General features: G+C 60.4%; 25 protein-coding genes and 1 pseudogene. 12 read left to right on the top strand and 14 right to left on the bottom strand.

Annotated features, from left to right (window positions below):
• Nucleotides 1-22 precede the first annotated feature (22 nt).
• The 6 genes from BN1124_RS13235 to glyQ form a co-directional block, all read right to left on the bottom strand.
• On the bottom strand, nucleotides 23-913 hold the full coding sequence (locus tag BN1124_RS13235) for a DMT family transporter (RefSeq protein WP_042642654.1): 891 nt from the start codon (nucleotides 911-913) through the stop codon (nucleotides 23-25).
• A 172-nt stretch (nucleotides 914-1,085) separates the two neighbouring features.
• Nucleotides 1,086-1,313, bottom strand: a complete 228-nt coding sequence (locus BN1124_RS13230; protein WP_042642652.1) for a putative periplasmic lipoprotein — start codon at nucleotides 1,311-1,313, stop codon at nucleotides 1,086-1,088.
• Between the two features lie 491 nt (nucleotides 1,314-1,804).
• Entirely contained in the window at nucleotides 1,805-2,332 is a 528-nt protein-coding gene (locus tag BN1124_RS21350) for a hypothetical protein (protein ID WP_156128356.1), read from the bottom strand.
• A 10-nt stretch (nucleotides 2,333-2,342) separates the two neighbouring features.
• Nucleotides 2,343-2,816 carry a hypothetical protein gene (locus BN1124_RS21345; protein WP_156128354.1) on the bottom strand — a complete coding sequence of 158 codons (474 nt, stop codon included), beginning with the start codon at nucleotides 2,814-2,816 and terminating at the stop codon, nucleotides 2,343-2,345.
• 110 nt (nucleotides 2,817-2,926) lie between these two features.
• Nucleotides 2,927-4,996 carry a glycine--tRNA ligase subunit beta gene (gene glyS, locus BN1124_RS13225; RefSeq protein WP_042642650.1) on the bottom strand — a complete coding sequence of 690 codons (2,070 nt, stop codon included), beginning with the start codon at nucleotides 4,994-4,996 and terminating at the stop codon, nucleotides 2,927-2,929.
• Between the two features lie 9 nt (nucleotides 4,997-5,005).
• Nucleotides 5,006-5,929 carry a glycine--tRNA ligase subunit alpha gene (glyQ, locus tag BN1124_RS13220; RefSeq protein WP_025328800.1) on the bottom strand — a complete coding sequence of 308 codons (924 nt, stop codon included), beginning with the start codon at nucleotides 5,927-5,929 and terminating at the stop codon, nucleotides 5,006-5,008.
• Nucleotides 5,930-6,150: 221 nt separating this feature from the next.
• On the opposite strand from glyQ, the gene BN1124_RS13215 reads away from it, so the two are divergent.
• The 7 genes and pseudogenes from BN1124_RS13215 to BN1124_RS13190 all read left to right on the top strand — a co-directional run bounded on the left by BN1124_RS13215 (nucleotide 6,151) and on the right by BN1124_RS13190 (nucleotide 9,071).
• A complete protein-coding gene (locus BN1124_RS13215; protein ID WP_042642646.1) occupies nucleotides 6,151-6,720 on the top strand; it encodes a DNA-3-methyladenine glycosylase I in 570 nt (189 codons plus the stop codon).
• Between the two features lie 4 nt (nucleotides 6,721-6,724).
• Nucleotides 6,725-6,913 (top strand): annotated as a pseudogene (locus BN1124_RS21765) (DNA-3-methyladenine glycosylase I); the annotation flags it as partial.
• A 117-nt stretch (nucleotides 6,914-7,030) separates the two neighbouring features.
• Nucleotides 7,031-7,285, top strand: a complete 255-nt coding sequence (locus tag BN1124_RS13210) for a hypothetical protein (protein ID WP_025328798.1) — start codon at nucleotides 7,031-7,033, stop codon at nucleotides 7,283-7,285.
• A 44-nt stretch (nucleotides 7,286-7,329) separates the two neighbouring features.
• A complete protein-coding gene (locus tag BN1124_RS20955) occupies nucleotides 7,330-7,599 on the top strand; it encodes a hypothetical protein (protein WP_082041629.1) in 270 nt (89 codons plus the stop codon).
• Between the two features lie 55 nt (nucleotides 7,600-7,654).
• Nucleotides 7,655-7,909, top strand: coding sequence for a hypothetical protein (locus BN1124_RS13200; protein WP_042642640.1), 255 nt, complete (start codon nucleotides 7,655-7,657; stop codon nucleotides 7,907-7,909).
• Between the two features lie 87 nt (nucleotides 7,910-7,996).
• Nucleotides 7,997-8,239 (top strand): hypothetical protein, encoded by a 243-nt coding sequence (locus BN1124_RS13195; RefSeq protein ID WP_042642638.1) that lies wholly within the window; start codon nucleotides 7,997-7,999, stop codon nucleotides 8,237-8,239.
• 175 nt (nucleotides 8,240-8,414) lie between these two features.
• The gene (locus tag BN1124_RS13190; protein ID WP_042642636.1) at nucleotides 8,415-9,071 is read left to right on the top strand and encodes an OmpA family lipoprotein; all 657 of its coding nucleotides are present in this window, start codon (nucleotides 8,415-8,417) and stop codon (nucleotides 9,069-9,071) included.
• A 173-nt stretch (nucleotides 9,072-9,244) separates the two neighbouring features.
• Here BN1124_RS13190 and BN1124_RS13185 read toward each other — a convergent pair whose 3' ends face one another.
• The gene (locus tag BN1124_RS13185; RefSeq protein WP_042642732.1) at nucleotides 9,245-9,592 is read right to left on the bottom strand and encodes a RidA family protein; all 348 of its coding nucleotides are present in this window, start codon (nucleotides 9,590-9,592) and stop codon (nucleotides 9,245-9,247) included.
• A gap of 20 nt (nucleotides 9,593-9,612) precedes the next feature.
• The gene (tusA, locus tag BN1124_RS13180; RefSeq protein ID WP_042642635.1) at nucleotides 9,613-9,858 is read right to left on the bottom strand and encodes a sulfurtransferase TusA; all 246 of its coding nucleotides are present in this window, start codon (nucleotides 9,856-9,858) and stop codon (nucleotides 9,613-9,615) included.
• A gap of 171 nt (nucleotides 9,859-10,029) precedes the next feature.
• Between tusA and BN1124_RS13175 the strand changes: the two genes are divergently transcribed.
• Nucleotides 10,030-10,221: a hypothetical protein gene (locus tag BN1124_RS13175; RefSeq protein ID WP_033132548.1), complete on the top strand. Its 192-nt coding sequence runs from the start codon at nucleotides 10,030-10,032 to the stop codon at nucleotides 10,219-10,221.
• Nucleotides 10,222-10,266: 45 nt separating this feature from the next.
• Here the strand turns inward: BN1124_RS13175 and BN1124_RS13170 are convergent, their stop codons facing one another.
• The 6 genes from BN1124_RS13170 to BN1124_RS13145 form a co-directional block, all read right to left on the bottom strand.
• Nucleotides 10,267-11,523, bottom strand: coding sequence for an ABC transporter substrate-binding protein (locus tag BN1124_RS13170; RefSeq protein ID WP_042642632.1), 1,257 nt, complete (start codon nucleotides 11,521-11,523; stop codon nucleotides 10,267-10,269).
• A 4-nt stretch (nucleotides 11,524-11,527) separates the two neighbouring features.
• Nucleotides 11,528-12,973 carry an ATP-binding protein gene (locus tag BN1124_RS13165; RefSeq protein WP_042642631.1) on the bottom strand — a complete coding sequence of 482 codons (1,446 nt, stop codon included), beginning with the start codon at nucleotides 12,971-12,973 and terminating at the stop codon, nucleotides 11,528-11,530.
• Nucleotides 12,974-13,055: 82 nt separating this feature from the next.
• Entirely contained in the window at nucleotides 13,056-13,778 is a 723-nt protein-coding gene (locus BN1124_RS13160) for a response regulator (protein WP_042642629.1), read from the bottom strand.
• A gap of 342 nt (nucleotides 13,779-14,120) precedes the next feature.
• Complete coding sequence (gene fadA, locus BN1124_RS13155) at nucleotides 14,121-15,284, bottom strand: acetyl-CoA C-acyltransferase FadA (RefSeq protein ID WP_042642627.1); 1,164 nt, start codon at nucleotides 15,282-15,284, stop codon at nucleotides 14,121-14,123.
• A 21-nt stretch (nucleotides 15,285-15,305) separates the two neighbouring features.
• Entirely contained in the window at nucleotides 15,306-17,453 is a 2,148-nt protein-coding gene (gene fadB / locus BN1124_RS13150) for a fatty acid oxidation complex subunit alpha FadB (RefSeq protein ID WP_042642625.1), read from the bottom strand.
• Between the two features lie 201 nt (nucleotides 17,454-17,654).
• The gene (locus BN1124_RS13145) at nucleotides 17,655-19,592 is read right to left on the bottom strand and encodes an acetoacetate--CoA ligase (protein WP_042642623.1); all 1,938 of its coding nucleotides are present in this window, start codon (nucleotides 19,590-19,592) and stop codon (nucleotides 17,655-17,657) included.
• Between the two features lie 196 nt (nucleotides 19,593-19,788).
• Here BN1124_RS13145 and pepQ point away from each other — a divergent pair, with 196 nt between their 5' ends.
• The 4 genes from pepQ to hemG are packed head-to-tail and all read left to right on the top strand — an operon-like array spanning nucleotide 19,789 to nucleotide 23,754.
• Nucleotides 19,789-21,111, top strand: coding sequence for a Xaa-Pro dipeptidase (pepQ, locus tag BN1124_RS13140; protein WP_042642621.1), 1,323 nt, complete (start codon nucleotides 19,789-19,791; stop codon nucleotides 21,109-21,111).
• Entirely contained in the window at nucleotides 21,111-21,728 is a 618-nt protein-coding gene (locus tag BN1124_RS13135) for a YigZ family protein (RefSeq protein WP_042642619.1), read from the top strand. Before pepQ ends, BN1124_RS13135 begins: the two co-directional genes overlap by 1 nt.
• A 36-nt stretch (nucleotides 21,729-21,764) precedes the next feature.
• Nucleotides 21,765-23,222 (top strand): TrkH family potassium uptake protein, encoded by a 1,458-nt coding sequence (locus BN1124_RS13130; protein WP_042642617.1) that lies wholly within the window; start codon nucleotides 21,765-21,767, stop codon nucleotides 23,220-23,222.
• A gap of 7 nt (nucleotides 23,223-23,229) precedes the next feature.
• Nucleotides 23,230-23,754 (top strand): menaquinone-dependent protoporphyrinogen IX dehydrogenase, encoded by a 525-nt coding sequence (gene hemG, locus BN1124_RS13125; protein ID WP_042642615.1) that lies wholly within the window; start codon nucleotides 23,230-23,232, stop codon nucleotides 23,752-23,754.
• The last annotated feature ends 287 nt before the right edge of the window (nucleotides 23,755-24,041 follow it).

The raw sequence follows: 24,041 nt of genomic DNA, 5'->3' as shown, positions 1-24,041 counted from the left end.
TCAAGCCACGACGAGTGCCACGCTAGTCGGTGCTTGGCCCCTTCGCCGGTAGCCGTGCACCGCTGCGCAGCAGGGGCAGCTGATAGAGCACCAGAGCCCCGAGCACCAGCCCGGCACCGGCCAGCTTGGCGCCGCCGAGGGCCTCCCCATAGCAGAGGGTGCTGAGCATCAGGGTCCAGACGGGTTCGAGCAGCATCAACAGCGCTGCGTGGGTGGTGGTCATCTTGCTCAGGGCCAGGGTCAGCAGCAGGTAGCGCAAGGTGGTGGCGAGCAGCACGCTGGCGGCGAACCAGCCCCAGGTGCTGGTGCTGATCAGGGGCGGCCAGCTCTCGGTCAGCAGGGAGAGAACGGTTCCTATCAGGCCGGTCATGGCCAGCTGGATGCAGGTGAGCCAGCGCGGCGGGATCGACTGGGCGAAGTGACGATGGACCGCAAGCTGGGTGCCGAGGGCCATGGCGGCGGCCAAAAACCAGAGCAGGGAGCGGGAGACACCCCAGTCGGTGCCGCTTGAGAGCAGCAACAAGCCCGCCACGGCCAGGGGAAGCGTGGTCCAGTAGTGGCGGCCCGGCCGGGTCTTGAAGCCGGCCCAGGCGGCCAGCGGCGCCATCAGGGTGGCGACGCTCATGATAAAGGCGCCGCTGCCGAGGGCATCGCTCTGGCTGATGGCGGTCACCCAGAGCAGCAGGTTGAGGCCGAGCATGGAGCCGCAACCGAGGGCGCGCAGCAGCTGGGCACGGCTGGGTCTGGGTTCGTACAAGATGGCAAGGGGCAGCAGGATCAGGGCCGCCAGCAGGAAGCGGCTGCCGATAAAGGCGGCGGGGGGCAGTTCGCGGATCGCTTCCTTGGAGAAGAACCAGCCGGCGGCGGCCAACAGGGTGGTGCAGATCATCAACAACAGGGGCGTGCGGTTCATGGGGTTGCCGTCGGGTCACAGAGGCTGGAACGAGTGGGGGATTGTACACGGAAACGGCGAGGGTGCAGACGTAACAGGCGGTGGCGGGCCCTCAGGACTAATGCAAAGAAGCCCCGCTGACGGTCATCATAGGGGCTTCTTATTGGGACAAGAGGGCGATCACGGCAGCAGCTTACTCGATGGCGGTCAGACGGAAGCCTTTGCCCTGCATGCACAGGTTGATCAGCTCTTCCTGCTGCTCTTCCTCGATCTTGTTGAGCTTGACCTGATATTGGCATTCGGACAGGGCATCCGTTCTCTGGGCCTCGGAGGCGCCCTCTTTCATATATTCACTGTTGGGAGTCGAAGAGCAGGCGCTCAGTACGAGCACGGCGCCCAGCACCATAAGGTGACGTTGCATACGGATGTCCTTTAAAGTGATACCGATAGTAAATATTGCCAGTATGTTTATTTATTGTATTGGTTTTGATATTGATGCTTGTTGTCAAATAAAGATCGCCTTTTGAGTGGCGGTATTATCTGTTTTCTTGAGAGGTATCACCCTTTCTAATAGAGCAACAGTGCTGACTCGGCACTATTCGTATAGATGTGATGATACATACGGCACCATTATATCAAGGCATGGTTTTTTTATATTGACTGGAGCTGAATAAGAGGGCGGAAAAATAATTGATCCTTGTCGCAGGATCAATAGCTATGGTGCATCATGGTGCCGATGCAGGCCACTGAGGACGCAGAGTGACATCCTTAGACGATACTGGTGTCTCGAAGGTCCGATTCTACAGTGCTAATCGAACCTACGGCCCCCGAGTTGATGAAATTTGCTCCCTTCTCCCCTTGCGGGAGAAGGGTTGGGGATGAGGGGGAATGATAATTCGAGGTAAATACAGGCTAACTAGGGGGAGGGGTGAAGAGAGAAAGATAGTCTTGAGGTGGATTAGCTTTACTTGACTTAATATTTTGAATATTATTGACATTCTTGTTCTGATTGACTTTTATCATTATATCTTTAATGGCATCAACAACCTCTTCGGAGTCTTTTTTACTGATTAGTGTATTATTCAGCGTGCTTTGTAGAGCATGTATTATTTCTTTTTTTTCAGTAAGTAATTTATCTAGGCCTTTAATTTCAGATTCTTTTTTTGATAGAAGTTCCTTTGTTTTATTATGTGCTTCCCGTTCTTTGTTAGCTGGTGACTGCATATCTAATTCATCGGTAGCAATATCTTTAATAACGTTAATTATACCGACAACAAATAAAATAAGAATAATGGCAAGTGAGGTATTTATGCTTTTTTCATCAATGCTTTTCTTAATAAATGCCATGAAATAATATGATGTGACTGCGTATAAAGCTGTAATTACGAGAGAAACGACCTTCCCTGTATTCTTGTAATGTAATATATTGCCAATGCCCATAGATAAATACCTATGCTCTTACAATATTGTTATGTTCAATCTTGGAGTTTGTTAATTCATTACTAAACATTAATGGGCAATAGCTTAGTATAGGTATAATTGTATTTGATATTGATGTTCTAACATTATCGCTGTTTTCAGATGAGAATATAGCCTCATGAGTAAATGTTATTGAATATATTTCTTTGTTTTGTTGGCTAATATATGATTTTATGCCAGGAACACTCTTGTTGAAACTTAAAAGTAACTGATTTATTTTATTGCGGGCTTTTTTGTCTTTAATTGTAAAAGAAAAAGTCAGAACAAAAGAAAGTGAAATCATATTACCACTACTCTGTTCTGTAAAGCCCATGGATAAGGAGTGTGCAGTAAATATCCCCTTAACAGAGCTGACATTGTTTTTATCGATGTTATCGTCGGTAATTACAATGTTTGAAACGTCAGGAGACATTTTTTCGAGAACAAGTTGTATATTACTAGGCATTTGCACCTCCAGTTTAGAAAGCTAAGTATTATATGAGAAAACAAAACATATGACACCAATAAAAACGGCGCCTTAACGGCGCCGTTTTTATTTCACTAACTCAATCCACATCACTGCAGCAGGGAGATATCCGCGACTTGCAGGAACAGGTTGCGCAGGTTGTTCAGCAGCGCCAGACGGTTGGCCTTAAGGGCCTCGTCGTCGGCCATCACCATCACCTCGTTGAAGAAGGTGTCGACCGGCTCGCGCAGGGCGGCCAGACGGGTGAGGGCAGCCTGATAGTCACCGGCGGCAAACAGCGGAGCCAGCTCGGATTGCAGTGCTGCAACCTGGGTGGCCAGTGCCTTCTCGGCGGCGTCCTGCAGCAGCTCAGGCTTGACCAGGGTCGGCAGCTCGCCTTCCACCTTGGCCAGGATGTTGCTGACGCGCTTGTTGGCGGCGGCCAGGGCCAGGGCGGCATCCAGGCTGCGGAAGTGGCTGACAGCCTTGACGCGGCGATCGAAGTCCAGCGGGCGGGTCGGGCGGCGGGCCAGTACGGCCAGCACCACATCGGCACCTATGCCTTCGTCCTGATAGGCGGCGCGGAAGCGACCCAGCATGAAGTCGACCACGTCGGTGACGACGGTCTTGTTGGTCAGCTTGTCGCCGTAGACGCGTACCGCCTCTTCCACCAGTTCAACCAGATCCAGATCCAGCTGCTTCTCGGTCATGATGCGCAGGGCACCGATGGCGGCGCGGCGCAGGGCGAACGGGTCCTTGTCGCCTTTGGGCAGCATGCCGATGCCGAAGATGCCGGCCAGGGTGTCGAGCTTGTCGGCCAACGCGACGGCGCAGGCTTCCAGAGCGGACGGCAGGGCATCACCGGCGAAGCGCGGCATGTACTGCTCGTTCAGGGCCACGGCCACCACTTCGTCTTCACCGTCGTGACGGGCGTAGTGCATCCCCATGACACCCTGGGTGCTGGCGAACTCGCCGACCATGTTGGTCATCAGATCGCACTTGGAGAGCAGGCCGGCACGTTTGGCCTGAGCCACGTTGGCGCCGATGCGCTCGGCGATGAAGCCGGCAACGGTCTCGATGCGCTCGACCTTGGCCTTGACGGTGCCGAGCTGTTGCTGGAACAGCACGGTTTCGAGGCGCGGCAGGCGCGAGGCCAGGCTCTGCTTCAGATCGGTCTTGAAGAAGAACTCGGCGTCAGACAGACGGGGGCGAACCACCTTCTCGTTGCCGCTGATGATCTGGCTCGGGTCCTTGGACTCGATGTTGGTGACGAAGATGAACTTCGGCAGCAGCTTGCCGTTCTTGTCGTAGACCGGGAAGTACTTCTGGTCACCCTTCATGGTGTGCACCAGGGCCTCGGCGGGGACGGCCAGGAACTTCTCTTCGAAGTTGGCGGTCAGCACCACGGGCCATTCGACCAGGGCGGTGACTTCTTCCAGCAGGGCGTCGTCCAGATCGGCGACACCACCGAAGGCGGCGGCGGCCGCTTCGACGTCAGCCTTGATCTTGGCCTTGCGTACCATAAAGTCGGCTACTACCTTGCCTTTTTCCAGCAGGATCTGCGGGTACTGGCCGGCGTTGTCGATTTGGAATTCGGGCTCGCCCATAAAGCGGTGACCGCGGATGGTGCGGGCGGAGTCGATACCCAAAATGGTGGCGGGCACCAGCTCGCCGTCCAGCAGCAGGGTCACGGTGAACACCGGACGCACGAACTGGATGGTCTTGTCGCCCCAGCGCATCATCTTGGGGATGGGCAGCTTGGCCAGAGATGAAGCTACAAGCTCACCCAACAGTTCTTTGGCCGGACGACCTTCGATCTTGGCGTTGTGGACCAGCCACTCGCCCTTGTCGGTGACCAGACGCTCGGCCTGTTCGACTGTGATGCCGTTGCCACGAGCCCAGCCTTCGGCAGCCTTGGTCGGCTTGCCGTCGGCATCGAATGCCTGGGAGACGGCCGGGCCGCGCTTCTCGACGCTCTTGCTCGGCTGATCGCTGGCCAGTGCACTCACCTTCAGCGCCAGACGGCGCGGTGAGGCGAACCATTCGACGTCGCCGAAGGCCAGGTCGGCCTTGGTCAGCTCGGCCTTGAAGTTGTCGGCAAAGGCTTCGGCCAGGGAGCGCAGGGCCTTGGGTGGCAGCTCGGCGGTGCCGATCTCTACCAGAAATGTATGTTGTGCCATGTCCGTTCCTTAACCTTGCTTGTTCTCAGTGCGCTGACACATGGGGAAGCCCAGCGCTTCGCGAGAGGCGTAGTAAGCCTCGGCCACGGCCTTGGTCAGGGTGCGAATGCGCAGGATGTAGCGCTGACGCTCGGTGACCGAGATGGCCTTGCGGGCATCCAGCAGGTTGAAGGAGTGCGCGGCCTTGAGGATGCGCTCGTAGGCGGGCAGGGGAAGCGGTTTTTCCAGTGCCAGCAGGTGCTGGGCTTCCTTCTCGTACTGCTCGAAGCAGTGGAACAGGAAGTCCACGTCGGCGTGCTCGAAGTTGTAGGTGGACTGCTCCACCTCGTTCTGGTGGAAGACGTCGCCGTAGGTGGTCTTGCCCAGGGGGCCATCGGACCACACCAGGTCATAGACGCTGTCCACGCCCTGGATGTACATGGCCAGACGCTCGAGACCATAGGTGATCTCGCCGGTGACCGGCTTGCACTCGAGGCCGCCAACCTGCTGGAAGTAGGTGAACTGAGTCACTTCCATGCCGTTGAGCCAGACTTCCCAGCCCAGACCCCAGGCACCCAGGGTCGGGTTTTCCCAGTTGTCTTCCACGAAGCGGATGTCGTGGATCTCGGGATCCATGCCCAGCTCTTTGAGGGAGCCGAGGTAGAGTTCCTGGATGTTGTCGGGGGACGGTTTGATGATCACCTGGAACTGGTAATAGTGCTGCAGGCGGTTCGGGTTCTCACCGTAGCGGCCATCGGTAGGACGGCGGGACGGTTGCACGTAGGCGCAGGCGATGGGCTCAGGGCCCAGGGCGCGCAGGCAGGTCATGGGGTGGGAGGTACCGGCACCCACTTCCATATCCAGCGGCTGAATGATGGTACAGCCCTGGCGGGACCAATAGTCCTGCAGCTGCAGGATCAGGCCCTGAAAGGTTTTGACATCGAATTTTTGCATAGTGTTTTTCGCGCGAAGTGAAATCAGAGCAAGATTTGCTGAATGTGAACCGAAGGAGTATACCGTCTGGCATGGTCGGATAATAGGCGAAATTGTAGGGGATTCATGGGGCGGGGCTGCGCCGGGCCTGGTCGGCCCGGGATGAAAGCCCTCTCATGTCGCCGCCGAAATCCCCTTGTCGGACAGAGAGTCGGACAGAGAAAAATAACAGGAGACAAGAAATGGAACTGCGCTGCGCCTGGGTGACCAAGGACCCGGAATACATCGAATACCATGACAAGCAGTGGGGGCGGCCGGTGCGCGACCCGCGCGAGCTGTTTGCCAAGCTTTGCCTCGACGGCCAGCAGGCGGGCCTCTCCTGGATCACCATTCTCAAGCGAACCGACAGCTACTACCGCGCCTATGCGGACTTCGATCCCACTCTCATCGTCCGCTTCGACGAGCAGGATGTGGAGCGGCTGATGCAAGACAAGGGCATCATCCGCAATCGCCTCAAGGTGCAGTCGGTCATCAAAAACGCCCGCGCCTATCTGGCGCTGGAGGCCCAGGGCATCGACTTCGCAGATTATCTGTGGGGCTTTGTCGGCGGCGCCCCCATCGTCAACCAGCGCCAGGGCAACGGCGATATTCCCGCCACTTCGCCGGAGTCGGATGCCATGGCCAAGGCCCTCAAGAAGCTGGGTTTTACGTTCGTCGGCAGCACTATCTGCTACGCCTTCATGCAGGCGGTGGGCATGGTGAACGATCATCTCGTCATCTGCCCCTGTCACGCCGCCTGCCAGCAATGCTAGGGCGGTGCGGGAGCGCAAAAAAACAGGAGGCCATCGGCCTCCTGTTTTCTTTCTGGTCCCGGGGCCTGCGGCCGGCTCGTCAGGATCTGACGCCATGGCGAAGGCACTCAAGTGGCTCGGTTTATCCCCGGTCGGCAGCATCCTCCGCCGCGCTTCCATGCAGGGCGCGGGCTTGATGAACGATCATCTTGCCACCAGCCTCCGTCAGGCCCCTGCCTGCGGGGCCTGGAGCCCGCTTTTCGGCGCCCGGTACAGCCGGCATACAGTAACTGCTGCTCAAAATTGGGACATTCATCACGAGGATTTACCTATGTCACTGAACTCATTTCGTCACCGTACCCTCGGCACCCTGATCCTGGCGGGTTGTTCCCTGCTGGCGACCCTGCCCGCCCAGGCGGCCGATCGCCAGGATGCCCGTGATGTTCGTCAGGAAGTCCGTCCCGAGATCCGTGAGGCCAAGATCGATTGTCGTGAGGCCAACAATAAGGACAACTACGAGTGCCGTCAGGACAAGCGTGAAGTGAAGCAGGATGTGCGCGAGAAGTCCCGCGACGTCAAATACTGATCCAGCACCACAGACCTCAGCCCGACCAACCAGGGAGCCTCATCATGAACATTTCAACTCCTAACCAGGCTCGCAGCGCTTTGCTGTCAGTCTTGCTGGTCGGCTGTACCCTGTCGGCCCTGCCAGCCCAGGCCACCGAACAAGCCCAACAGCGTCGCGACGCGCGGGATCTGCGCCAGGACGTCCGTCAGGAGTCTCGCGAACAGAAGCGCGACTGCCGTCAGGAAGAGTTCCTTGGCAACGCCGATTGCCGCCAGGAGCATCGCCATCACAAGCAAGATGCGCGCGAAGCGGCTCGCGATATCAAATATTGAGGTCGGGATGGGATCGTTCCCCCCGCCATTAACCCTTATATTTATTGGAGTTCCCATGACTATTTCCATCTCTCGCCTGAGTGCCACCCTGTTGACCGCTTGCACCCTGTTCGCCGCCGTGCCGGCTCAAGCCACCAATCAGGGTGAGCAGCGTCAGGATGCCCGCGACATCCGTCAGGACGGCCGTCAGGAGTCCCGTGACGCCAAGCAGGAGTGCCGTGAGGGCCTGGTGGGCAACGCCGATTGCCGTCAGGACAACCGCGACAACAAGCAAGAAAACCGTGACGAGGCTCGTGACGTCAAGTATTGATAGTCAGGGCTGGCCAGCCCAACGCCGGGCCCCGTGTATAATTGAGAGACGCCAATCCGCTGCGTTTCAGCCACTTTAGGAGTCACCATGAAGAAGTCCGTGTTCATGCTGCTTGCCGCCACCGTCTTGTTGACTGCCCTGCCAGCGCAGGCCACCAAGCAGGCGCAGCAGCGTCGTGAGGCCCGCGATGTGCGCCAGGATACCCGTCAGGATTCCCGTGAAGCCAAGCAAGATTGCCGCAATGGTCTGGTGGGCAACGCCGATTGCCGCCAGAAACACCGCGACAACAAGCAGGAAGGGCGCGACCAGGCTCGCGACATCAAATATTGATTCACTGCCCTCGTGGGCAGGCAATGGGATCGATGAACAGGGGGGCTCAGGCCCCCCTGTTCGTTGTGTGAATATTGTGTGCATGGCGCGCAATGCGCGCGTCACACTCTGGCGTCCCTCTGAGGTAGAATGCGCGACCATCCGGCCCGAGTCGGTTTTTTCAGAGGTATTTCCCATGCATTTCAAGAAACTCGTTCCAGCGCTTGCACTGACCATCGCCATGACCGGCTGTACCACCAATCCCTATACCGGTGAATCCCAGACCTCCAAGGGCGCCTGGGGCGCACTGGCTGGCGCCGCCACCGGTGCCGCCGTGGGGGCACTGTCCTCCAGCAAGGGTGATCGCAAGAAGGGCATTTTGACCGGCGTCGCCGCCGGCGCCGCGCTGGGTGGTGGCATCGGCTACTACATGGATGTGCAGGAAGCCAAGCTGCGCGAGAAGCTGCAAGGCACCGGCGTCAGCGTGACCCGCAATGGCGATCAGCTGATCCTCAACATGCCGAACAACGTCACCTTCGACAGCTCCAGCGCCCAGCTGAAGGCGGCCGGTGCCAACACCCTGTCCGGCGTGGCCATGGTGGTCGCCGAGTTCGACAAGACCCGTCTGAACGTGGTCGGTCACACCGACAGCACCGGCTCCCGCGAGCTGAACATGAAGCTCTCCGCCCAGCGCGCCGATGCCGTCGCCGCCCAGCTGATCGGCCAGGGCGTGACCGGCAGCCGCATCGCCACCAGTGGTGTGGGCCCGGATCAGCCGGTTGCCAGCAACAGCACCGCCGAGGGCAAGGCCCAGAACCGTCGGGTGACCATCACCCTGACCCCGACCGCCTAAGCTGTCCGGATCGTGCAAACAAAAAGGCCCCGCCAATCTGGCGGGGCCTTTTGCTATTGGCGCAGAAGCCAATGGTGCTCGGGTTCTTCTCTCCCTTCTCCCCTCGCGGGAGAAGGGCTGGGGATGGGGGGCGGCGATTTGCCTGCCTATCGTGGAGATAGATCCCTTCCGGTTTATACCGCCGCAGTCAGCTGCACTTCGACCTTGTAGCCTTCGTGGGCGAGGCGAGCCTGCACGCAGGCGCGTACCGGGGCCGTGCTCGCCGGCAACCAGGCATCCCACTGGGCGTTGAAGGCGGCGATATCGCCGATGTCTTTGAGATAGATGTTGGCCATCAGTATCTTGTCGACCCCGGAGCCGTTGGCCTCCAGCAGGCGCTGCAGGCTGGTCAGTACCTCGCGGGTCTGCTGGTGAATGTCGGCTTCATCCGTGGCGGGGACTTCCACCACGTAGAGGGTGCCGTTGTGGATGACCACGTCTGACCAACGCTGGGTGGTGCCGATTCGGGTGATGGTTGTCATGGATTCTTCCTGCATGGAGATCATTGACCCTTGCGGATCAGATAGCGGTAAGGGGCCTGCTCGGTTTCGCTGGCAATCAGGGTGTGATCCATGAAACGGCAGAAACTGGGGATGTCGCGGGTGGTGGAGGGATCGTCGGCGCTGACCAGCAGGGTCTCCCCCTCGGCCATCAGCCGCACTTTCTTGCGAACCATCATCACAGGTTCCGGGCAACGAAGCCCGATTGCGTCCAACTCATGCGTTGCGTCGCAGAATAAAGCACTCATCAATAATCAACCTTCAACCAATTCAGCTGCCAATGATACTCACGGCGAAAAAATAATCAAACAACAGGGCTGTTATGCAGCATATGTAACCAAAATGTGATCTGACCCTATCCAGCCCCCGCCCGATGAGTAATATAAAAATTGAACCATATTCAACAAGGAGGTGTGAATATGCAGGTCTCCTACGGCAGATTGCAAGCCTACGCAGGCATGGGGTTCTTGTCGTTCGCCATGATAGTGCTGGGCAGCCCGATCGGAAACACCGGCACCTGGTTCGGGTCCATGGTGATGATAGGGCTGGGGCTCTGGATCGAGCTCAGCGACTACTACGACGAGGATGAGGACGAGAACGATCGCTCCTGAACATTCAGGCTTCGATGACTCAAAGGCGGACCAGGTCCGCCTTTGTCATTTCTGCTCGGCGCCGGAGCGGGTCGAGCGCATGGCTCGCTCCAGTTGCAACGCCGTCTGCTCGGGGTCGGCCCGGGAGTCGTTGAAGAAGCTGCTCAGCACATCCATGATCGCCTGGCGCATGTTGGTCGGCACGGCCATCCCCTCCGCCATGCTGGGCAGCAGGTTGCCGTCTCGCTCCGCCAGCTGGAAGTCCTGATAGGAACGGATGGCGCAGCGATCGAACTTGCTCATGTCCGGTTCGGTGAGTGCGGGGATGGAGCCCTTCACCCGATTGAACTCCTCCTGGAATTTCGGCGTCATCAGCAACTGGGCCAGCTCACCCTGAGCCTGCAACTGGGCGGGATCCCGCTGCTTGAACATGGCGATGGAGTCCAGGTTGTAGCTGAACATGCCCTGGCTGCCGGGGCTCGGCAGGCACTCGATGTCCTCTCCGGGTCGGTAGTTGCCGGCACTCAGCTCCCCCTTCACCCAGTCCCCCATGATCTGCATGGCGGCGCCGCCGCTCTCCAGCAGGTTGGTGGCCTGGTGCCACTTCAGCCCGGCGTATTTCTCGGGCACGAAACCGCGCAACTGGCGGAAGCGGGTCAGTACCCGCACCATGTCGGGTCCGGTCAGGGTGGCCTCGTCCTGTTCCAGAAACGCCTTGCGATAGAAGGTCTTGCCCCCTTCACCGAGGGCCACCGTCTCGAACAGCACCGCCAGCTGCCAGGGCTCGTTGCCGATGGCGAGCGGCGCCACCCCCTGAGCCTTGATCTTCTCCGCCACCGCCATGAACTGGTTCCAGTCGGTAGGCGGTTGCAGCCCCAGCCGCTCGAACACCTTGCGGTTGAGCCACAGCCAGTTGACCCTGTGGATGCCGGTCGGGACCGCCATCAGGGCACCGTTCTGGCTGAGGGTCTCCCGCACCATGGGGGAGAGCTGCGGATACCAGCCGAGGTGCTCGGCCATGGGGCTGAGGTCGCGCAGGAAGCCGAGGCTGGCCCACTCGTGCAGCTCATAGCCCTTGAGGTGCGCCGCCTCCGGCGGGTTGGCCGCCAGAGCCCGGCTCTTGAGCACCGTCATGGCGCTCTTGCCACCGCCGCCCTGTACCGCGAAGTCGTTCCACTGATTGCCACGCTCGGCCCATTCCGACTTGAGCACCTCCACCGCCTTGGCCTCGCCGCCGGAGGTCCACCAGTGCAGCACCTCCACCTGAGCGGCGCCGACGGGCAGGGAGAGCAGGGTGACAACAGCAAACGGGAACCACTTCATAACATTACTGCCTTGGTAGGGAGAGGGTGGCCTGCAGGCCACCCTGGGGGCGATTTTCCAGCACCAGATCGCCGCCGTGGGCGTGGGCTATGTTGCGGGCGATGCCGAGGCCGAGCCCGGTGCCGGCAGCGTCCGTGCTCAAACGGTAATAGGGCTCGAAGATGCGTTCGAGCTGATCCTCCGGCAGGCCCTGACCCTCGTCCATGATGAACAGGATCAGCATCTCTTCATCGTCCATGACGATGATGCGCACGCGCTGGCCGTACTTGATGCCATTGTCCACCAGGTTGCCGATGCAGCGCTTGAGAGCCAGCAGCTTGCCGCGATAGGGCCATTTGCAGTGCCCCTCGATGATGAGCAGGTCCTGGTGCAGGTTCATGGACTCCGCCATCTGCTCCAGCAGGGCGTTGACGTCGATCTGCTCGAGGTTCTCGTGAATGTCAGTCTCTTTCACCGTCTGCAGCGCCCCCTTCACCATCAGCTCCAGCTCGTCCAGGTCCTTGTTGAACTTGGCGATCTGAACTTCGTCATCGAGCAGCTCGACCCGTAGCCGCAGCCGGGTGATGGGGGTCTTGAGATCGTGGGAGATGGAGCTGAACAGCCGCTCCCGATCGTCGATGAAGCGGCGGATACGCTGTTGCATGATGTTGAAGGCGCGGGTCGCCGCCACTATTTCGGAGGCACCTTCCTCCTTGAGGGAGGGCTGATCGATGTCCTTGCCGAGGTTGACCGCCGCCTTGGCGAGGCGACGCAGGGGCCGGGTCTGCCAACGTACCAGCAGGAAGGTGAAGAAGCAGAGGAACACCGTCATCAGGGCGATGAAGCGCACCTGGTTGCTCGGCATCACTGTGTCATCCAGGGTCATGTAGGGGGCAGGCAGCAGGGCCGCCAGATAGAGCCACTCTCCCGGCTCTATCTCGATCTGGGTCACCAGCACCGGGGGATTGATCGGTTCCAGCGACAGGGTGTAGCGGGCCCAGGAGGAGGGCAAGTCTGCCAGCAGGGTGTCGTTGTTGAAGACGTGCAGCTCTTCGGGGCGGGAGAAGTCCACCTTGATGGCCATGGCATCGGAGAGCTTGCGGCTGAGCACCTCCTGCACCTCCTTGAGCACCAGCGTCTTGCGCTCGCTGTCCGGGATGGCGCTGATGTGGATCTCTTCCTCGTTCAGGGACACGAAGAAGCGGCTGCCACCCATGTTGCGCAGCTGGTCCAGCGCTATGTGACGGTATTGCAGGGGCAGTGACTTGAAGAAGCTGACGGTGGAGGCGGCCGACAGTGCCAGGTTGCGGGTGGTGCTGAGCATGCCCTCCAGCTCCCGCTTCTGGATCTGCTGCATCCAGATGCCGGTGAGTATGGTCTGGGAGAGCAGGATGGCGAGCAGCAGCAACAGCAGCATCCGCGACAGCAGGGAGCGCGGCACCAGCGCCTGCCAGAACCGCCGGCCGCTCATGGGAGCTCGCGCCTATTGTCGATCGACGAATGGCCGCTGTGATGGCGCTGCGCCTGCCAGAACGTCTGCGCTTTCATGCCGTTCATGGGATCTCGTGGACTTCGGCGATCAGCATGTAGCCGCTGCCGCGTATGGTCTTGATGATGCGCGGGCTCTTGCCGTTGTCGCCCAGCTTCTGGCGCAGACGGCTGATCTGCACGTCGATGCCCCGCTCCATCGGCAGGCTCTCGCGGCCACGGGTGGCGTCCGAGATGGTGTCTCGGTCCAGCACCACGCCGGGTTGCTGCAGGAACATGCCGAGCAGCAGGGCGTCGCTGCCGGAGAGATCCAGCAGGCTGCCGTCGTCGTGAGTCAGCTGGTGGCTCAGGGTGTCCAGGGTCCAGTCGGCGAAACGCAGCCGACGGCTCGGCTCTTTCTCTTTCTCCGGCTGACGGAATTCGGCCCGGCGCAGCAGCGCCTTGATGCGGGCCTGCAGCTCGCGCGGGCTGAACGGCTTGGCGATGTAGTCGTCCGCCCCCAGTTCGAGGCCGATCACCCTATCCGCCTCGTCAGAGGCCGCGGTCAGCATGATGATGGGCACCTGGGAGTCGCGACGGATCTGCTGGCAGAGGGTAAAGCCGTCGTCGCCGGGCATCATGATATCGAGAATGATCAGGTCCGGGCTGTGCTCGGCGAGTTGCCGGTGCATCTCGTTGCCCTCCGCCGCCGTCAATACCTGAAAGCCGGCCCGGGTCAGGTATTCGTTGAGCAGCTCGCGGATCTCTTGGTCGTCGTCGACGATCAGCAGTTGTTTGCTCGTTGACATATGTATGTGCATCCACCCATTTTTTGTGCAGATTGAACCTGTCGAGGGGGCAAAAAGCAAGCAAGGCCCCCCTCTAATGTGAGGTTATGGGCAATATAGCCCCAGAAGTGAGCATGATCGGGCGTTAAAACGAAAAAAGGCCGACCCAAACGGGGCGGCCAATGCGCAGATTCCGACGGCAGGGTGTTCCCCGTGTGGTGACACCCACAGACTCGATGACGGGCCGGCAAGGCCGACCCCAAAAGTGACAATGCTTGTTCACCCCGCTCAAGGTGCGGGGTGATATCGCTTGTGTGGTCAATCCCCTGACCGACCCTGATGTGAGCCAGTCAGGGGGCGTGATTACACCCGCTCGAACACGGTGGCGATGCCCTGGCCCAGACCGATACACATGGTCGCGACCCCCAGGGTGGCATCCTTCTCTTCCATCAGGTTGATCAGGGTGGTGGAGATGCGGGCGCCGGAGCAGCCGAGCGGGTGACCCAGGGCGATGGCACCGCCGTTCAGGTTCACCTTCTCGTCCACCAGATCCTGCAGTCCCAGGTCTTTCACACAGGGCAGGGACTGGGCGGCGAACGCCTCGTTCAGCTCGAACAGATCGATGTCACCCACGGTCAGGCCGGCGCGCTTGAGCGCCTTCTGGGTGGCAGGCACAGGGCCGTAACCCATGATGGCGGCGTCGCAGCCGGCGATGGCCATGGCCCGCACCTTGGCACGGGGAGTCAGCCCCAGCGCCTTGGCTCTGTCCGCGCTCATCACCAGCATGGCGGCGGCGCCGTCGGACAGGGCCGAGGAGGTGCCGGCGGTGACGGTGCCGTTGACCGGGTCGAATACCGGGCGCAACTGGCCCAGGGTTTCGATCGTGGTCTCCGGTCGGATCACCTCGTCATAGTCGTAGAAGAAGCGGGCGCCGCTGGCGTCATGACCTTCCAGGCCCACGATCTCCTTGGCGAAGCGTCCTTCCAGAGTGGCGGCATGGGCGCGTCTATGGGAGCGAGCGGCGAACTCGTCCTGCTGCACCCGGCTGATGCCGTGCAGCTTGCCGAGCAGCTCGGCGGTCAGCCCCATCATGCCGGAGGCCTTGGCCACGGATTTCGCCATGCCGGGGTGGAAGTCCACCCCGTGGCTCATGGGCACGTGGCCCATGTGTTCCACGCCGCCGATGATGAAGATATCCCCGTCACCCACCTGGATGGCGCGGGAGGCGTCGTGCAGCGCCTGCATGGACGAACCGCACAGGCGGTTGACGGTGACCGCGCCGACCTGCTTCGGAATGCCGGCCAACAGGGCCGCGTTGCGGGCGATGTTGAAGCCCTGCTCCAGGGTCTGCTGCACGCAGCCCCAGTAGATGTCCTCGATCTCGTTCGGATCGAGGTTGGGGTTGCGCAGCAGGATGGAACTCATCAGGTGCGCGGACAGATCTTCTGCACGCACGTTGCGGAAGGCGCCGCCCTTGGACCGGCCCATGGGGGTCCGGATACAGTCGACAATGACTACGTCTTTCATGAATGGATCTCCTTTCCGCAATCAGTAGAAGGTTTTGCCCTGGGCGGCCATCTCGCGCAAGCGGTCGCTGACGCGGTAGAGCGGGCCCAGGCTGGCATACTGGTCGGCCATGGCCACGTAACGATCCAGACCCAGGGTGTCCAGATAGCGGAACACGCCACCACGGAAGGGAGGGAAGCCCAAGCCATAGACCAGCGCGATGTCCGCCTCGGCCGGGGTGGCGATGATGCCTTCCTCCAGACAGAGCACCACCTCGTTGATCATGGGGATCATCATGCGGGCGATGATAGCGTCCTTGTCGAAATCCTGTTTCGGCTTGGCAATGGGCGCCAGCAGCTCGTAAGCGGCGACGTCGGCCACCTTCTTCGGCTTGCCTTTCTTGTCCTGCTCGTAGGCGTAGAAGCCCTTGCCGTTCTTCTGACCGAAGCGGCTGGCGTCATACATGGCGTCGATGGCGGTACGGCCATCCTTGCTCATGCGGGCCGGGAAGCCTTGCGCCATCACGTCACCGGCATGGTGACCGGTGTCGATGCCGACCACGTCCAGCAGGTAGGCGGGGCCCATGGGCCAGCCGAATTCTTTTTCCATCACCTTGTCGACGGCGGCGAAGTCGGCGCCATCGGCAACCAGCTTGGTGAAGCCGAAGAAGTAGGGGAACAGCACCCGGTTGACGAAGAAGCCCGGGCAGTCGTTGACCACCACCGGGGACTTGCCCATGGCGGCGGCGTAGGCCACCACGCGGTTGATGGTCTCGGCGGAGGTTTGCTCGCCGCGGATGATCTCCACCAGGGGCATGCGGTGCACCGGGTTGAAGAAGTGCATGCCGCAGAAGTTCTCGGGGCGCTTCAGGCCCTTGGCCAGCAGGGAGATGGGGATGGTGGAGGTGTTGCTGGCGAGCACGGCGTCGTCACCCAGGATGGCTTCCACTTCGCCGAGCACGGCGGCCTTCACCTTGGGATTCTCGACCACGGCCTCGACCACCAGGTCCACGTGCTTGACGCTGTCGTAGCTCAGGGTCGGGGTGATGGCGGAGAGCACCTGGCCCATCTTGATGCCGTCGATGCGGCCTCGCTCGAGCTGGCCGTTGAGCAGCTTGGTGGCTTCACCCATGCCGAGCGCCAGCGCCTTCTCGTTGATGTCCTTCATCACCGCCGGGATGCCTTTGCTGGCGGACTGGTAGGCGATACCGCCCCCCATGATGCCGGCACCCAGTACGGCGGCGTGGCTGGTGGCCTTGCTCGCCTGCTTGGCGGCCTTCTTGGCCAACGCCTTGATGTGCTGATCGTTGAGGAAGATGCCGACCAGCGCCTTGGCGACATCGGTCTTGGCCAGCTTGATGAAGCCCTGGGCCTCGACGGCCAGCGCTTCATCGCGATTCATGCCGGCAGCGGCTTCGACGGTTTTGACCGCCGTCATCGGGGCCGGGTAATGCTTGCCAGCCACGGCGGCAACCATGCCGGCGGCGGTGCTGAAGCTCATCATGGCCTCCAGCTTGGACAGACGCAGCGGTGCCTTCTTGGCGGCGCGGCGGCCCTGCCAGTCCAGCTTGCCCGCGATGGCGTCTTTTATCATCTGCAAGGCGGCGGCCTGCAGGGCTTGCGGGGCGACCACGGCATCGACGGCACCGACCTTGAGGGCGTCATCGGCACGGACATCCTTGCCGGTGGTGATCCATTCGAGCGCGTTGTCGGCGCCGATCACCCGCGGCAGACGGACGGTGCCGCCAAAGCCCGGCATGATGCCGAGTTTGGTCTCGGGCAGGCCAATCTTGGCGCTGGTGTCGGCCAGACGGAAATCGGTGGAGAGTATGGTCTCGCAGCCACCGCCCAGGGCGTGGCCCTTGATGGCGGACAGGGTCGGCACCGGCAGATCTTCGATGGCGCTGAAGATGTCGTTGGCTTTCTTCAGCCAGCCGAGCAGCTCTTCTTGCGGCAGATCGAACAGTTCCAGGAATTCGGTGATGTCGGCGCCGACGATGAAAGCGTCTTTGCCGGAGGTGAGGATCAGACCTTTTAGTTCACGTTCTTGTTGTAATGTGGCGATCGCTTCGCTCAGTGAGAGCAGGGTGGCGCGATCCAGCTTGTTGACTGAACCCGGGGCATCAAACCTCAGTTCGGCAATGCCGTGTTCGAGGTAGCTGACCGACAGGGTTTCGCCTTGGTAGATCATGAGAGTGTCTCCTAATTCCCACGTGGTGGGGGGCTTTGCTCCTTTCTCCCCAGCAGGGGGCGAGGCTCAATATTGATCCAAAACAAGACAATTACAACACCTATTTAAAACATTCGTTTAACACATCTCATGTAAACCCGTTCCCCGATGACGGAATAGAAAGAAGGCGCCCGAGAGCGCCTTCATGTTGTGTTGTCGGATTCAGCAAGCCAGTTCGGGCCGGTCGCGGTATTGGCTCAAGACGGCGGGATCGGCGAGGGCGTGGGTGTTGTTGACGGGCCTGTTGTGCACCACCTCGCGCACCGCCAGCTCCACTATCTTGCCGGACTTGGTGCGGGGGATGGCATCCACCTGCAGGATGCGGGCGGGCACATGGCGAGCGGTGCAATGCTGCCTTATCTGCTGACGAATGCGTTCGCGCAGCGGCTCGTCGAGCATGAGCCCGGCCTTGAGTTTGACGAACAGCACCACCCGCTCGTCCTGCTGCCACTGCTGGCCGATGACGATGCTCTCCTCCACCTCGTCGAGCTGCTCCACGTAGCGGTAAATCTCGCTGGTACCGATGCGCACGCCACCCGGGTTGAGGGTGGCGTCCGAACGGCCGTAGAACAGGATGCCGCCGCGTTCGGTCAGCTCGATCCAGTCGCCGTGGCACCAGACGTTGTCGAAGCGTTCGAAATAGGCGGCGCGATACTTGTCGCCGCTCTCGTCTCCCCAGAAGCCGATGGGTTGGGCCGGGAACGGCTTGGTGCAGACCAGCTCTCCCTTCTCTCCCTGCACCGGCTGGCCCGCCTCGTTGAACACCTGTACCGCCAGCCCCAGCCCGCGCCCCTGGCTCTCACCGCGATAGACGGGGCTGATGGGATTGCCGATGACGAAGCAGGAGCAGATATCCGTGCCGCCTGCTATGGAGCTCAGTAGCACGTCCTGCTTTATCCCTTGATATACGTAGTCGAATCCTTCGGGGGAGAGCACGGATCCCGTACTGCAGATCAGCCGCAAGGCCGGCAGCTCATGGGTCTTGATCGGGGCATAGCCTTGCTTGTGCAAGGCATCCAGGTACTTGGCCGAGGTGCCAAACAGCGAGACTCCTTCATCGCGGGCCAGATCCCAGAGCACGTTGCCGTCCGGGTAGAAGGGGGAACCATCGTAGAGCACCAAGGTAGCGCCGGAGGCGAGGGCGCTCACCAGCCAGTTCCACATCATCCAGCCGCAGGTGGTGAAGTAGAACACCCGCTCTTCCGGCTTGATGTCGCAATGCAACTGGTGCTCTTTCAGGTGCTGCAGCAGGGTACCGCCTATGCCGTGGACGATGCACTTGGGTTTGCCCGTGGTGCCGGAGGAGTAGAGGATATAGAGGGGATCGTTGAACCCCATGGACTCGAAGCGCAGGGTCGCCCCGGCCTGGCTCGCCAGGATCTGGCGCCAGTCCTGGCCGAGCTGCAAGGGGTTGCCGAGCAGGGGGATCACCACAGTCTGCTCTATGCTGTCGATCTGGCCGACCAGGCTGGCCACCTTGGCCTGGATGTCGATGGCCTTGCCGCCGTAGCGATAGCCATCCACCGCGAACAAGATGCGGGGGCGGGTCTGGCCGAAACGCTCCACCACGCTGGCCTCGCCGAAGTCCGGGCTGGTGGAGGTCCAGACCGCCCCCAGGCTGGTGGTGGCGAGCATGGCGATCACGGCTTCGGGAATGTTGGGCAGGTAGGCGGCGACCACATCGCCAGGCCCTATGCCCTGGCCACGCAGCCATTGACTCAGGCGGGCGACCCGATCGCCGAGCTCGGCCCAGCTCAAGGTCTGGCTCGCGCCCCCCTCGATGCGGGAGATGATGGCCGGGCTCTCGTCCTGACGGCGCAGCAGGTTCTCGGCGAAGTTGAGGCGGCTGTCCGGGAACCAGCGGGCACGCTGCATCTCCTGGCGGTTCTCCGCCACTATGTCCCCAAGCTCGCCCTTGACGCCGCAGTGTTGCCACACCAGCGGCCAGAAACGGGTCGTCTTCTCGACCGACCACTGATAGAGGTCGGCGTAGCTGTGCAACTGCAGGCCGTGGAAGTGGTTAACCTCGGCCATGAACTGGTGGAGGTTGGAGTGTTGCATCCTGTCCTGATCCGGTTTCCACAGACAAAGGTTTTGCATGAATCGTTCCTGACTGCTGAGATCGACTGTCTACGGGCAGTGTATTGAATTGTTCTTTATTTGTTAATGACTGGTTTTCGTTTCATAACAAAAACCCTGTAACCTATGCGTTACCTCACGAAGCGACAGCTTGACGGCTCGAGCCTTGATCCGCTTGATGTTATGCTGAAGTCACATTTGCCCGGAGCAGGACGCCATGAGCAGCTACAGTCAACTTTTTGCCCAGCATCTCGATACCTTGCAGCAGCGCACCCGCGACATACTGCAACAGCAGGGGCTCGATGGTCTGGCCATCCACTCTGGCCAGACCCACCGCATCTTCCTCGACGATCAGGACTATCCCTTCAAGGTCAATCCGCACTTCAAGGCCTGGTTGCCCGTGCTGGACAACCCCCACTGCTGGTTGCTGGTGGACGGGGTGAGCAAGCCGGTGCTGCTGTTCTACCGGCCGGTGGACTTCTGGCACAAGGTGGCGGATCTGCCCAATGCCTTCTGGGTCGATTTCTTCGATATCCGCTTCCTGACGAGGCCGGAGCAGGTGGCGGATCACCTGCCCGCCGACAAACAGGAGTGGGCTTATCTGGGGGGCCATCTCGAGGTGGGCCAACTGCTGGGGCTGGGTCAACCCAACCCGGAGGCGGTGCTCAACTACCTGCACTATCACCGCGCCTACAAGACCGCCTATGAGCTCGAGTGCCTGCGGGAAGCAAACCGCATCGGCGTGCGCGGCCACATCGCGGCCAAAGATGCCTTCATGGCGGGGGCGAGCGAGTTCGAGATCAACCTGGCCTACATGAAGGCGGTCGGGCAGGGGGCCAATGAGGCGCCCTATGGCAACATCATCGCCATCAACCGCAATGCGGCCATCCTCCATTACACCCAGCTTTCCACCCAGCGGGTGCCGGATGCGGAGCGTCACTCCTTCCTGATCGATGCCGGGGTGGATTATCACGGCTATGCCTCCGACATCACCCGCACCTGGGCCTGGCGCCGCGGCGAGTTTGCCGACTTAATCGCAGCGCTGGATGCGCAACAGCAGCAGATCATCGAGGAAATAAAGCCGGGCCGCCGTTACAGCGAGCTGCACCTGCAGATGCACCACCGACTGGCGCGGCTGCTGCAATCGGTCGAGCTGGTGGACATGTCGGTGGACGAGATGATCCATACCGGCGTGACCAACGCCTTCTTCCCCCACGGGCTCGGCCACTTCCTCGGCCTGCAGGTACACGATGCGGGCGGTTTCATGCAGGACGAGCGTGGCACCCATCTGCCCGCCCCCGAGCAGTTCCCCTACCTGCGTTGCACCCGGGTGATTGAGGTGGGCCAGGTGTTCACCATCGAGCCTGGGCTCTACTTCATCGACAGCCTGCTGGAGCCGCTGCGCCAGAGCGAGCAGGGCAAGCGCGTCAACTGGAACAAGGTAGAGGCGCTGCGTCCCTTCGGTGGCATTCGCATCGAAGACAACATAGTGCTGCATGGGGACGGGGTGGAGAATCTGACCCGGCAAGCAGGGATCTGATGGTTGCAGACTACGCCATCCCCGCCGCACCGCTGGAGTTGACCGAGGAGATCAAGAAGAGTCGCTTTATCACCCTGCTGGCCCACACGCCCACGGTGGAGGCCGCCAAAGCCTGGATAAGCGAAGTGAAACGGCAGCACCCGACGGCCCGGCATCATTGCTGGGCCTTCGTCGCCGGAGCGCCCCAAGATAGCCAGGTCTATGGCTTCAGCGATGATGGCGAACCCTCGGGCACGGCGGGCAAACCCATGCTGGCCCAGCTGATGGGGGCGGGGATTGGCGAGATCGCCGCCGTGGTGGTGCGTTACTACGGTGGCGTGCTGCTGGGGACCGGCGGCCTGGTCAAGGCCTATGGTGGTGGTGTCGGTGCGGCGCTCAAGTTGCTCGAGACTCGAGTCAAGCGCCAGCAGACACCTTCTCTCATCTGTTGTGACTATACCGACATGGGGGCGGTGGAGGCGTTGATCGCCGCCCATCAGGGCCAGCTGCTGGCGGCTGACTATGGTCAGCAGGTCAGCTTGCAGATCGCCTGGGATACCGCTATCTGGAGCCAAGTGGCCCAGGAATTGACCGATAGAACCCATGGCCGGGTATCTCTTCGTCCCTTAGATGGCTAGAATCCATCGCTCTTTTAGTCTGAAGAGGGAGCCAGAATGCAAGTTCTGAGCATCATTCGTATCGTTGGCCTGCTGGTCGCGCTGTTCAGTTCGACCATGCTGCTGCCCGCGCTGGTCGCTTTTGCGTATCGTGATGGCGGCGGTGCCGAGTTTGTAAATTCCTTCTTCATCGCGCTGCTGCTCGGCGCCATGCTCTGGTTCCCCAACCGTCACCAGAAGAAAGACCTCAGATCCAAGGAAGGCTTTCTCATCGTGGTGCTGTTCTGGGTCGTGCTGGGCAGCGTGGGGGCCTTGCCATTTTTGCTGGGCGAGGTGCCCGGCATGTCGGTCTCCGAGGCCTTCTTCGAATCGTTCTCCGGCCTGACCACCACGGGCGCCACCGTCTTGACCGGGCTGGACAACCTGCCCAAGGCCTTCCTCTTCTATCGCCAGCTGCTGCAGTGGCTGGGGGGCATGGGGATCATCGTACTGGCGGTCGCCATACTGCCGCTGCTCGGCATCGGGGGCATGCAGCTCTACCGTGCCGAGATCCCGGGGCCGGTCAAGGACAACAAGGTGACGCCGCGCATCGCCGAGACGGCCAAGGCGCTCTGGTTCATCTATCTGTTGCTGACCTCCCTCTGCGCCCTGGCCTACTGGATGGCCGGCATGAGCCTGTTCGACGCCATCTGCCACTCCTTCTCCACCCTGTCGGTGGGCGGTTTCTCGACTCATGACGCCAGCATCGGTTTCTTCAACAGCCCGGCCATCAACCTGATCACAGTGGTCTTCCTGTTGCTGGCCAGCGTCAACTTCGCCCTGCACTTCATGGTGTTTGCCCACAAGCCGGTGCGGTTGAGCAGTTATCTGCACGACTCCGAACTCAAGGTATTTCTGGGGATCCAGGGCGTGTTGATACTGATCTGCTTCGTCTCCCTGTTGTTCCACGGTCACTACGCCACCTGGCAGGAGGCGCTCAACCACGGCCTGTTCCAGGCGGTATCTCTCGGTACCACCACGGGATACAGCACGACCAGCTACGCGGATTGGCCCTCCTTCCTGCCCATGCTGCTGATGTTCTCTGCCTTTATTGGCTGTTGTGCCGGCAGCACCGGGGGCGGCATCAAGGTGATGCGCTTCATGATCCTGTTCCTGCAGGGGATGCGCGAGCTCAAGCGACTGGTGCACCCGCGTGCCATCTATACCCTGAAGCTGGGGCGTCGCGCGGTACCGGAGCGGATCGTCGAGGCGGTGTGGGGTTACTTCGCCACCTACATCATCCTGTTCTTCATCTTTATGCTGCTCTTGCTGATGACGGGGCTGAACGAGGTGACGGCTTTCTCTGCCGTGGCGGCCGCCTTCACCAACGTGGGGCCCGGGCTGGGGGAGGTCTCCGCCAACTTCGGCAAGATCTCGGCGACGGCGCAGTGGATACTGATCGTCGCCATGCTGTTTGGCCGATTGGAAATCTTCACGCTTCTGGTACTGTTTACGCCCGCATTCTGGCGTAGTTGAGGTAGGTATGGACAAGATTTTGGTGCTTTATTCTTCCCGGGACGGGCAAACACGGAAAATCGTGGATGCCATGCTGGAGGAAATATCAGGATGCGAAGTGGTGATGCAGGATCTGCATACTCTGCCCAAGTGCAATCTCAGCAAGTATGCCAAGGTATTGATCGGTGCCTCCATCCGCTATGGCAACTTCCATCCCAGCCTGCTCAGCTTCATCAATGCTCACCATGAACAGCTGGAACTGGCCAATGCCGCCTTCTTCTGCGTCAACCTGACGGCGCGCAAGCCAGAGAAGCAGACGCTACAAACCAATGCTTATATGAAGAAGTTCCTGCGCCTCTCTCCCTGGAAGCCGAAAACCCTGGGGGTCTTCGCCGGTGCGCTGCAATACTCCCGCTATAACTGGTGGCAGACCCGCATCATTCAGCTGATCATGAAGATGACCGGTGGCAGCACGGATACCAGCAAGGACCTCGAGTTCACCGATTGGGAAAAGGTACGCAGTTTTGCGCGGGAATTCTGGTCAAAAAGATAGCAAACCCGCGCCATTACTGGCCGAAGCCCCGCTGATGCGGGGCTTTTTGTTGGATAAATAGGCATTCGAGCCACTAAAGCGCGAAAAACGGATCTTTTTGCATATTTTCCCTTGTCATCGTGCGCTGGCTCCCTATAATGCGCCCCTACCAGCACGGCGGAACACGCCGGACTGATGAGCTAGCTTCCTGGTGAAGTGGGCGCCGAAAGAAAAGCGAAAACAAGCGCTTGACTTTCGAAGTGAGGGGCGTAATATGCGCCTCCTCAGCGCGATAAGCGTGACGCTCT

This window comes from Aeromonas eucrenophila (assembly GCF_000819865.1).
GTDB classification, from domain to species: Bacteria; Pseudomonadota; Gammaproteobacteria; order Enterobacterales; family Aeromonadaceae; genus Aeromonas; species Aeromonas eucrenophila.
Note: the sequence above shows the minus strand (reverse complement) of the source record. Positions and strands in the feature narration are given on the sequence as shown.

Bases quoted from the DNA above. Each gene is read 5' to 3' on its own strand.
- BN1124_RS13235 (WP_042642654.1), bottom strand. From the start codon at position 913: ATGAACCGCACGCCCCTGTTGTTGATGATCTGCACCACCCTGTTGGCC.
- BN1124_RS13230 (WP_042642652.1), bottom strand. From the start codon at position 1,313: ATGCAACGTCACCTTATGGTGCTGGGCGCCGTGCTCGTACTGAGCGCC.
- BN1124_RS21350 (WP_156128356.1), bottom strand. From the start codon at position 2,332: ATGGGCATTGGCAATATATTACATTACAAGAATACAGGGAAGGTCGTT.
- BN1124_RS21345 (WP_156128354.1), bottom strand. From the start codon at position 2,816: ATGCCTAGTAATATACAACTTGTTCTCGAAAAAATGTCTCCTGACGTT.
- glyS (WP_042642650.1), bottom strand. From the start codon at position 4,996: ATGGCACAACATACATTTCTGGTAGAGATCGGCACCGCCGAGCTGCCA.
- glyQ (WP_025328800.1), bottom strand. From the start codon at position 5,929: ATGCAAAAATTCGATGTCAAAACCTTTCAGGGCCTGATCCTGCAGCTG.
- BN1124_RS13215 (WP_042642646.1), top strand. From the start codon at position 6,151: ATGGAACTGCGCTGCGCCTGGGTGACCAAGGACCCGGAATACATCGAA.
- BN1124_RS13210 (WP_025328798.1), top strand. From the start codon at position 7,031: ATGTCACTGAACTCATTTCGTCACCGTACCCTCGGCACCCTGATCCTG.
- BN1124_RS20955 (WP_082041629.1), top strand. From the start codon at position 7,330: ATGAACATTTCAACTCCTAACCAGGCTCGCAGCGCTTTGCTGTCAGTC.
- BN1124_RS13200 (WP_042642640.1), top strand. From the start codon at position 7,655: ATGACTATTTCCATCTCTCGCCTGAGTGCCACCCTGTTGACCGCTTGC.
- BN1124_RS13195 (WP_042642638.1), top strand. From the start codon at position 7,997: ATGAAGAAGTCCGTGTTCATGCTGCTTGCCGCCACCGTCTTGTTGACT.
- BN1124_RS13190 (WP_042642636.1), top strand. From the start codon at position 8,415: ATGCATTTCAAGAAACTCGTTCCAGCGCTTGCACTGACCATCGCCATG.
- BN1124_RS13185 (WP_042642732.1), bottom strand. From the start codon at position 9,592: ATGACAACCATCACCCGAATCGGCACCACCCAGCGTTGGTCAGACGTG.
- tusA (WP_042642635.1), bottom strand. From the start codon at position 9,858: ATGAGTGCTTTATTCTGCGACGCAACGCATGAGTTGGACGCAATCGGG.
- BN1124_RS13175 (WP_033132548.1), top strand. From the start codon at position 10,030: ATGCAGGTCTCCTACGGCAGATTGCAAGCCTACGCAGGCATGGGGTTC.
- BN1124_RS13170 (WP_042642632.1), bottom strand. From the start codon at position 11,523: ATGAAGTGGTTCCCGTTTGCTGTTGTCACCCTGCTCTCCCTGCCCGTC.
- BN1124_RS13165 (WP_042642631.1), bottom strand. From the start codon at position 12,973: ATGAGCGGCCGGCGGTTCTGGCAGGCGCTGGTGCCGCGCTCCCTGCTG.
- BN1124_RS13160 (WP_042642629.1), bottom strand. From the start codon at position 13,778: ATGTCAACGAGCAAACAACTGCTGATCGTCGACGACGACCAAGAGATC.
- fadA (WP_042642627.1), bottom strand. From the start codon at position 15,284: ATGAAAGACGTAGTCATTGTCGACTGTATCCGGACCCCCATGGGCCGG.
- fadB (WP_042642625.1), bottom strand. From the start codon at position 17,453: ATGATCTACCAAGGCGAAACCCTGTCGGTCAGCTACCTCGAACACGGC.
- BN1124_RS13145 (WP_042642623.1), bottom strand. From the start codon at position 19,592: ATGCAAAACCTTTGTCTGTGGAAACCGGATCAGGACAGGATGCAACAC.
- pepQ (WP_042642621.1), top strand. From the start codon at position 19,789: ATGAGCAGCTACAGTCAACTTTTTGCCCAGCATCTCGATACCTTGCAG.
- BN1124_RS13135 (WP_042642619.1), top strand. From the start codon at position 21,111: ATGGTTGCAGACTACGCCATCCCCGCCGCACCGCTGGAGTTGACCGAG.
- BN1124_RS13130 (WP_042642617.1), top strand. From the start codon at position 21,765: ATGCAAGTTCTGAGCATCATTCGTATCGTTGGCCTGCTGGTCGCGCTG.
- hemG (WP_042642615.1), top strand. From the start codon at position 23,230: ATGGACAAGATTTTGGTGCTTTATTCTTCCCGGGACGGGCAAACACGG.